The sequence below is a fragment of the Bradyrhizobium sp. 197 genome (assembly GCF_023073375.1).
GTDB lineage: Bacteria > Pseudomonadota > Alphaproteobacteria > Rhizobiales > Xanthobacteraceae > Bradyrhizobium.
Window position 1 is genome coordinate 1 of record NZ_JADPJJ010000156.1, and the last position, 8516, is coordinate 8516.

Sequence of the window (8516 nt, forward strand, 5' to 3'; positions counted from 1 at the left end):
ATCCACAGACAATGAGGAATTTGGCGGCGTCACCCATACCTTGACTCACAAACACATGTGGTCAGTCAAGAGAATACAAACGGCCACCTGGGCAGTTACCAAACATGACGGAAAGGACTTGAATCGCACCTTGCGTCAGGTTGTACGAAATCGGTGCAAGGTGCTTTCCTCACACAGAGCAACTCACAGGCGCTCCGACGACGGAAAAGAAGAGTTCATGTTGCTGATGCCGCTGCTACTCGCTCTGATGTCTATTTTCCTTAGCATGGGTGCGATAGTCTACTCCGCTTGCCGATCTCAACGCCGGCGGGATCGGCGCATGCACAGGCACAATCGGGCCGATTCGCTCAGCTCGCGCCCCCGCGTGCAACTACCAAGGCGACGGGCATTCTGATCCTTCAGCCGCATAATGAGCCGTCCGCTGCAGTCTCACTCGCGAAGGCCAGGCGACACGCGCCGCCGCTAAAGCGGAGCGCCTCAAGTTCTGGATTCGGTGCTGCTCGATCGGCTGCTGATCGTTTGACGGCCGCTTGGGAGCCAATCCAACGCGACGGCGGACAGACTCCAAAGGCAGTTCTCGACCAGTCGAGCGGTTTTTGCTACACTTTCCTGCCTGCGTCACGCTGGCGCGAATGGCTGGCCGGTCACATACCTTGAAAATTTCAAAGATTTGCACTGCGCGGAAGTCCTCAAAAGCCCTATCCGCTCGATCGAAGGTCGTAGTGAGGCAATAAGTCTACTGTAAATCGTACAAGTGAGGCTCTTATCGTGACCAAGCGCTCTGAACCCCGGAAGGAAGCCCCAAATGTCGTCGGGCCTGAGGTGAGGCCGAGCGTCTTCGTCGTCGACGATGACCTCTCAATGCGCGAATCGCTGGTCAACCTATTTCGTTCGATCGGTCTAGATGTCGTTGCTTACGGATCCGCCCGGGAAATGCTCCAGAGCGAGCTCCCTGATGTTCCTAGCTGCCTTGTGCTTGACATCAGGCTGCCTGGATTGAGCGGCCTTGAGCTCCAGAATGAGTTAGCCAAACAGAAGATTCACATTCCCATCATTTTCATCACCGCTCATGGCGATATTCCGATGACCGTCAAAGCCATGAAGAGTGGAGCAATCGATTTTCTCAGCAAGCCGTTTCGCGATCAGGAACTACTCGATGGCGTAGTCGCAGCTATCGAACAGGATCGGAAGAGACGAGGTGTAGACAAGGTGGTCAGCAGGCTCCAGTCCTTGTTTGAGGCCCTAAGTCCACGAGAGCAGGATGTGTTGAAACTGGTCGCCGCCGGGCTATTGAACAAACAGGTAGCCGCGGAACTCGGGCTCGCCGAGATTACAGTCAAAATCTATCGCGGCCACGTGATGAAGAAGATGGGAGCTCGATCGCTAGCCGATTTGATCAGGATGGCTGAGAGGCTGGGAATTGGGACTGAGCGTTTCACGGTACAAACCTAAGTATGATTTTACAATTTCGTCGTACACGCGCACCCTTCTGCTGGCCGTCATGCGTCGCCAGCGCCTTCGCCCAACCAAGAACAGGTCGTCTTGTCTAGGTATTCAACTGTTTCCGTTATTGACGACGATCCTGCGATTCGTGCCGCACTGAACAATCTTTTGAAATCGCAGGGCCACATCGTTCATACGTTTGCATCGGCTGAAGAATTCTTGCGGTCGTCTCAATTGAACCACACGTCCTGTGTCATTGCAGACGTGCAGATGCCCATGATGAGCGGCTTTGAACTTTTGGAAAAGATGCGAGCCCAGGGCCACGCTGCACCGTTCATCTTGATGACTGCCTTCGCAGATGATCGCACGCGAGCTCGCGCGTTGAGCGCGGGCGTAGCCGGTTTTTTTGCCAAGCCGTTTGCTGACCTGGAGTTGAGCGCCTGCCTCGATGCAGCGCTTCGCGAGCAGGGTGGAACGAACGCGTGAAAGATGGGGAAGCAGTCTGGACCAAGCGCACTCGCGCGGCGCTTACGATGTCGATCAATGCGCGACTGCCCGTGCTTACCGCGTGCCAGTGGACCATCGCCTTTCTTGCCGCATTCCTGTCATTGTTGTTGCACATTCGGCATCTGGTTGAAGCACTTGCAACGTCGGGCTCCTGACAAGGCGCCTTTGGTATGATCGCGCAATCAGAGGAGGCGAGGGCCTCATCGGTTTAACGAGCGCCCTACCTTCACTCCTAAGATCCTTGCTGAGCTTAGCGCGAAGTGCCACGGCAGCGGCTTGCCGGCAGGACGTCGTTAGAACAAAGAATTCACCTGAAACTTGTGCCACCGCTCCAGACAAATCTGGCACCGAGTTTGCGGGAGCAGGACGGGACGATCGCGTCCAAAATCCCGCAGTCTGTCGAGGCGATCGCTTCGGAATTCACAGGAAACCCAAAGGCCGCATTTTCGATGTTGAGCTTTCGAAGGATCGAGCGGTGTACGCCAAACTCGCCAATTTGCGTTCGCTCCCAGCAACCCTTTGGCGGGCCGAAGCACCCGAACCTACGCAATCGGGTTGCAGGGCAACACAAATGCCACTGGTCGAAGCAATTTCAAGCCACGCCTTTGCTGCCGAACGCATCCACGCCACCACCCTCCGGGCCGATCCCGGCCAAACGCAAGGCCCAAAGCGGCGGCTCTGGACGAGCGATAAGCCCGCGCACCGGGCCAGATCCGCGGCGGCCCTGTCCCTTCTACTCGCCGGGACCCTGAGCGTGAGCATCCAACACACGCCTCCGGCTGGCGGGCTCCGCGGTCGCCGGGAGCGCATCGGCCCTCTGGTCGCGATGAACTTTCTCGGCCCACATACTTCCCCGCTTCCAAGCTAACCGCGCTGTATGCGCAAATTCTTCGATCGCGCGCGACTAAGCAAACCTGCCCGCGAAAGACGACTTAGCCTGGGCCCTCGCTGGATGGGACGAAACTGCTAGACATAGTAGCTTTGTTCCGCCTGGTTCCTCGGGTAAGCCGTTGGAGCTGATTTTCAGACGCCCTACGCAGAGCCCAAAGGACGCCGAGAGGCGCCGGAACCGTGCGCTCATGATCCGCCAATCCTGTACAATGTTGGCCGCGCGCTTGTTCGTCGGGCAGATTTTCTTGTCGAGGAGACGACGACATGGTTGGAGGACACGAGCCGCACAGAATGAAGACAGTCGAAATGCTAGAGTCTAACGTGCGCTCGTACTCACGTTCCTTTCCTGCTGTGTTCAGCAGGGCGCGCGGCTCGATTATGTTCGCAGAGGATGGCCGAAAGGTCATTGACTTTCTGTCCGGCGCTGGAGCGCTAAATTATGGCCACAACAATCAGGAGATCAAAGCGGCAATCAGCGAGTATCTGGACTCGGACGGCGTCGTCCACGGCTTGGACATGGCCACCCCAGCTAAGGTCGAATTTATGGAGGCCTTTAGCTCTGTCATCCTTCGTGAACGGAATCTTTCCTACCGCTTTCAATTTACAGGGCCTACGGGAGCTAACGCTGTTGAAGCAGCTCTAAAGCTCTCGCGTAAGATCACAAGACGACACAACGTCATTTCTTTCACGAATGGATATCACGGTCAAAGCTTGGGAGCCATAGCCGCGAGCGGTAACCGCTTTTACCGCAAAGGCAGCAGCATTCCCTTATCCGGCACAACGTTCATGCCCTATGATGGGTATCTTGGCTCCGCTCACAGTGCGGCGGATTACGTGCGAAAGGTATTAATGGACGAGAGCAGTGGCACTGATCTTCCAGCCGCCATTCTCGTCGAAACCGTGCAAGGTGAGGGAGGCATTAACGTCGCCGGTAAGGAATGGTTGCAGTCAATTGAGGCTTTGGCAAAAGAGGTCGGAGCTATTTTCATAGTTGACGATATCCAAATGGGCTGTGGCCGTACAGGCGAGTTCTTCAGTTTCGAGTTCGCCGCGTTGTCGCCAGATATTGTTGTAATGTCGAAATCGCTGAGTGGGTACGGTTTGCCACTATCGATGCTCCTGATCAAAGAAGCGATTGACGCATGGGAACCAGGTGAGCACACGGGGACGTTTCGAGGAAACAACCTTGCACTCGTTTCTGGCAAAGCGGCTTTGAATCTGTATTGGCGCAACCAGACGTTCTCGCAACAGGTTCGACGCTTGGGCGCATTTATGCGGCGTCGACTCGATGCTATCGCGCACCAGCACGGAAACGGGTTTGCTGTTCGTGGACGGGGCATGGTATGCGGATTCGATTGCAAAACGACCGAAATCGCAGAGGCGACGTCACATAGAGCGTTTGAGAAGGGATTGATTGTCGAGCGATGCGGACCGACCGATCAGGTTCTAAAGTTCTTGCCTGCACTTACGATCGAGCAAGAAACGTTGGGACAAGGCCTAGACATATTCGAGGAGTCATTGACCGAAACGTTGAATTCAGCCCGAGCAAGCTAAACTTGTAGGCACACGAGAGAAACTGTTGCTAGCGACCGCATCGCCGCAAGTCACTGGCGTGAGTCCTTGCTTGCCGCCGAAATGGTTCAGGAGTTTTGAGGCCATGATCATGAACGTAAAGTCTGAAGGCCAACGCTATCTGTAATCCGCCAAGTCGGCTGTTGCGCGGAGAACGCCTGCTGCTCTCCTCGGTCCACAACACGTGAGTGCGAGCAGCACCTTTGACCATAGAGCCTCGCAGTCGCGAGCGACTCTGGTCGAGCTGCCTTATCTAAGTTTCCAATCTGAGGTTTGCCGAAGGTGAGCTCGTGGTGCGGAATGGAGTCCAATGGTGTAGTGTGGCTTCTTGGTGGCCACTGCCCAGCCGCACGAGTACTTTGTTAGGACCGTGTATTGTGCAGCAGCGATCCAGGCTGAGCCGTTTACAGCGTAGGTGCAGCAGCAATCACTCGGGCCGCCGGCTTTGCGACGAAATCCGTCAACGAACGCGCGGTGGCGATGTCCCGGGTTCTGTTGAATTTCTGAAGAGGTCGGCGTTGTCCACCTTGAGCCGGTAGGCTCGGGGTGCTGATTCCGCAAAGGACAGCAACGCGATGACGAGAGATATCACACCGGCTGATTGGCTGGCGACCGGGCCTTTGGACGAACCATTTGCGGAAGTGCGAGTGCCGAGTTCAGCTATCAGAAGCCCCTATTTGGCGTGAGCGCCTCGGCGGTAAGCGAAGGTGACGGACCAAAGGTGAACTATGCTGGGCCAACCGAAGAAGCCCGACGCACCTGCCGGGTCTGAGATGCGTCGGGCTGAGTGGGAGACTGAGCGCGACAGTCTCCCCCCAGAACCGCGCCTGCAAGTAGTATGCCGTGCCCGTAGTCCTACACCAACAGTTCAAATTAGATATCTGCTCTGCCACAAAGTTCCGCGAGGCATTCAGCGACGGCCAGCTCCATCTTCAAGGCCTAACAGCTGAGCTTATTCCCGTTCCAAAAACTCCCGCCATGACCTTTCGTTTGGATCGCAAATGAGGCAGAAGAAGCGGACAACGGGCCGCCGGCTCATCAACAACAGATATCTAGATGTTTGAAACATTGCTACGCGTGACTGGAACGATCGCCCCGAGCTCGCGCACGGCAGAGGCACACGATCGAGATCTAAGCTTAGATTTTGCGAAGGGTGCGCTCATTGTTCTGGTGATCGTTGGGCACCTGATTCAGTATGTCATCTACCAAGACGACGGGTTTTGGTATTCGCCGTACTACAAGTCGATCTATATGTTTCACATGCCACTCTTTATGGCGATAAGCGGATATCTTTCTTCTCGATCGCTGCTGCAAAAGTCGTTCACTCGAGCCGCCAGCGACCGTGCGAAGCAGCTCTTGCTGCCGATGCTGTTTTGGTGGACGTTCATGGAGACAGCTAAGCTGGCGGCATTGTGGCACGCGACCAGCCTAACGAGCGGACTTTTGGCATTTGTAGACGATTTCGCTGGCACATACTGGTTCATCTGGGCGACGTTTGTTTCCTATCTTCTCCTCAAAATTTCTATCAAGCTCAGCCACCAATCGTGGGTCATATCTGGTTTAGCCATACTGGTCGCACTCGCGCCTCTGACATTGTCCATATCACCCCTGATTAGATTCACTTACCCGTTCTTCTGCTTCGGCTTCTTGCTTGCTCAATCGAGAAAACGATGGACGAGTACATCGCGACATCACAAGCCGCTCCTGATTTTATTTCTCTCGATAGTGACTTGCGTATGCTTTCTAGCTTGGGGCAAGGACACCTATGTCTACAATAATCTTGGGGTAATTCACGATTTTCGGTCGGCTAAAAACGTGCTTCTGATGTTTGTTGGCTCTGCAGCCGCCTCAGCAATCGCTATCGAACTCCTGCTGCAATGCTGGAGCGTTCGCCGTTCAAATCGAATGGCCCGCTTTATCGCGGTGGAGTTGGGCCAGACCACGCTGCTGCTCTATCTGGTCCAGGGTACCGTGTTCCGTCTCATGGATTTCGTACAGTTCGGAGAACTTTGGAATCTCACGACCCGGTTGATCATCGCGGGTATGCTCGGGGCCGCGATTATTGTGATCGCGCTAACGGTGCGCTCGATTGTTCGCGGCGTTCCATATCTGTCACAGCTCGTCCTTGGAATGCCGCCACGCTCAGGTCTTCCGCAAGCCAAACCTGCAATGAACTAGCTGTATGCATTTGATATTTGAGTACGGCAGGGCATTGCGATAGCATCGACTTGTGACGCCGCGGGAATAGCGTTCGACCCAGGTCCGGCGGCGACGGCGTGCCGCCGGTCGAGCATAGCAACCCATCGGAGCGTGTATTGCTCGGGTTTGCATGGCACCGGGGAACTCAGCCCATTGCGTCCCTTCAAATAAGATCGACTGTCGTGAGACTTAGCTTCGCTGCCCTAGTCGTCTAGCCGCCGGGTTTCGACCCAGATCTGGCGATCGAACCTAATCCAATCACACTCGGCCAGATGTTTCTTCGAGTGCCGTACTGAACCCGAGACGTCCCAGTCGTTCGACTCTCCGTCTCGTCCCACAGCTGCCCGAAGTAAAAGGCCCTCGGCAACGCACAAGCCGTTCTTGTTCGATGAGGTGGCGATGCGCTTGCTCACCGCGAGCCTGTTGTGCTCAGAGATTCGGTCGCTCGCGCGGCGAGCGCGGCCAGGATGCCTTCGAGGACAAGAGCAAAGCATCCGGGCTGCTGTAGCTGGTGCGCATCGTGAGCAGACGTAGGGCATCGTCCGCGTTCCGACCTTGTACCTTGAAGCCGCCCATCGCCTTGACGCTTTGTGGCGCGAGACCAAGACGACCCATCACGGGAATTTCGCAATTCCCCAAGGCTCGCATCTCGACACGCTTACCCCCTCCCTCAACCTTGACGGTGTCTGCGCCACGCTGCAGGACGCCTCCAGAGTTGCGTATTGCGTCGTCGGGACTGAGATGAAAGCTGAGAAACGGCATGTCAGCTACAGGCTGGGCGCCGGGCCTTTTCGCGCGACCACGTCCAGGTGGTGATTTACATCGCCATGCTGACCGGTAAAGTGGTCATCAAACCCAAGGCATACGTTGCCGACGCTATGGCCGACAAGAATGACGTCGACGACAGGATCGGCGATACGAGTCGTTACCGCATCATAAGCCGTGGTCATGACGATGGCGCGCCTTTCCTACTTGCATCGTTGCAGAACTGGAATCGTGACGCGTTCAACCGACAGCTGCGAAATGTGGCTCATGTCGATCTGATCCGACCTCGCCTGTCTCTGGAAATGGCCTTCCCCTTGGAAGAGCGAAGGTATCTGTCAATAGGGAGGCCGAAAAGGAGCGTCACTGAAGTCGGAAGCACAAAGTTTCCAATGATTGGGCACCAGCGCTCGCACGGCTGCCGCAAACTCCGGAATGCGGATGACGTGTCCAGCATCTTCGCGTCCGTAGACGCTTGATAAGACCTGCCGTCCAGGCAATCTCTTGTAATCGAAATAACGGCGGAACTTCCACACAGATGAACACGCAACCAATCACAACGACGCCATCGGACTGAAGCCGAACGCGCGATGACACTGTGGACCGGCCCGGCGACGCCCGCGATCTCGCCCGGCCGGCAGCACCCACATTGCAGATGCGAGGTCACAATCGTCCATTTCGTAGGTCTATGGCAAGGCTCTCTCAAGTCGTTCGGGAAGCTCAGCTCAGGATCCTTGATCTTGCGCTGCCGCGCGCATCTTCAGGCAAGCGCATCGGCAGCGTCACAGATCCCTGCATATATTTCGTCCAGGTCACCTGCTGTTACACAATATGGCGGCATCACATAAATCGTATTACCGCGTGGGCGCAGCAAGAGATTACGGTCTTTAAAGAAGGCGTGAAGCCTCGGGCCGACGCCTGCGAGATAGCCGGTATCTCTCGTCTTCAGATCCAGTGCTGTAATGGTGCCGTTATGGCGAACGTTTTCAAAGTATAGCGCGACAATCTGGATGGGAAGCGCGCGACAATCAGGATGGCGAGTCGGTGTCGCGGCGAGGTGATGATTGCCGCGATGATTGTCGCGCGCAAGAGTTTTGTTCGCTCTGATTGTCGCGGAGCGTCAATCAGCGAGTGTTTTTGGT

Annotated in this window: 5 protein-coding genes and 2 pseudogenes; 4 read left to right on the plus strand and 3 right to left on the minus strand. The window is 55.8% G+C overall.

Going from position 1 to position 8516, the window contains the following annotated elements:
- Nucleotides 1-768: 768 nt before the first annotated feature.
- From IVB27_RS34855 to nolL, 4 genes are all read left to right on the plus strand, one after another.
- The gene (locus IVB27_RS34855) at nucleotides 769-1452 is read left to right on the plus strand and encodes a response regulator transcription factor (RefSeq protein WP_018455509.1); all 684 of its coding nucleotides are present in this window, start codon (nucleotides 769-771) and stop codon (nucleotides 1450-1452) included.
- Between the two features lie 90 nt (nucleotides 1453-1542).
- Nucleotides 1543-1929, plus strand: a complete 387-nt coding sequence (locus tag IVB27_RS34860; RefSeq protein ID WP_026232963.1) for a response regulator transcription factor — start codon at nucleotides 1543-1545, stop codon at nucleotides 1927-1929.
- 1203 nt (nucleotides 1930-3132) lie between these two features.
- On the plus strand, nucleotides 3133-4395 hold the full coding sequence (gene ectB, locus IVB27_RS34865; RefSeq protein ID WP_247342293.1) for a diaminobutyrate--2-oxoglutarate transaminase: 1263 nt from the start codon (nucleotides 3133-3135) through the stop codon (nucleotides 4393-4395).
- 1074 nt (nucleotides 4396-5469) lie between these two features.
- Nucleotides 5470-6591, plus strand: a complete 1122-nt coding sequence (gene nolL / locus IVB27_RS34870) for a nodulation factor fucose acetyltransferase NolL (RefSeq protein WP_247342295.1) — start codon at nucleotides 5470-5472, stop codon at nucleotides 6589-6591.
- Nucleotides 6592-7039: 448 nt separating this feature from the next.
- Here the strand turns inward: nolL and IVB27_RS34875 are convergent.
- The 3 genes and pseudogenes from IVB27_RS34875 to IVB27_RS34885 all read right to left on the minus strand — a co-directional run.
- Nucleotides 7040-7646: pseudogene (locus IVB27_RS34875) on the minus strand (3-methyl-2-oxobutanoate hydroxymethyltransferase); the annotation flags it as partial.
- A 488-nt stretch (nucleotides 7647-8134) separates the two neighbouring features.
- A pseudogene (locus IVB27_RS34880) lies at nucleotides 8135-8365 on the minus strand (adenosylmethionine--8-amino-7-oxononanoate transaminase); the annotation flags it as partial.
- On the minus strand, nucleotides 8320-8516 hold a 197-nt coding region (locus tag IVB27_RS34885; RefSeq protein WP_247447246.1), incomplete at its 5' end, for a hypothetical protein. The gene IVB27_RS34885 and the pseudogene IVB27_RS34880, both read right to left, overlap by 46 nt.

What these genes read in the sequence shown, in the direction of transcription:
- nolL (WP_247342295.1), top strand. Translation starts at nt 5,470, where the DNA reads ATGTTTGAAACATTGCTACGCGTGACTGGAACGATCGCCCCGAGCTCG.
- ectB (WP_247342293.1), top strand. Translation starts at nt 3,133, where the DNA reads ATGAAGACAGTCGAAATGCTAGAGTCTAACGTGCGCTCGTACTCACGT.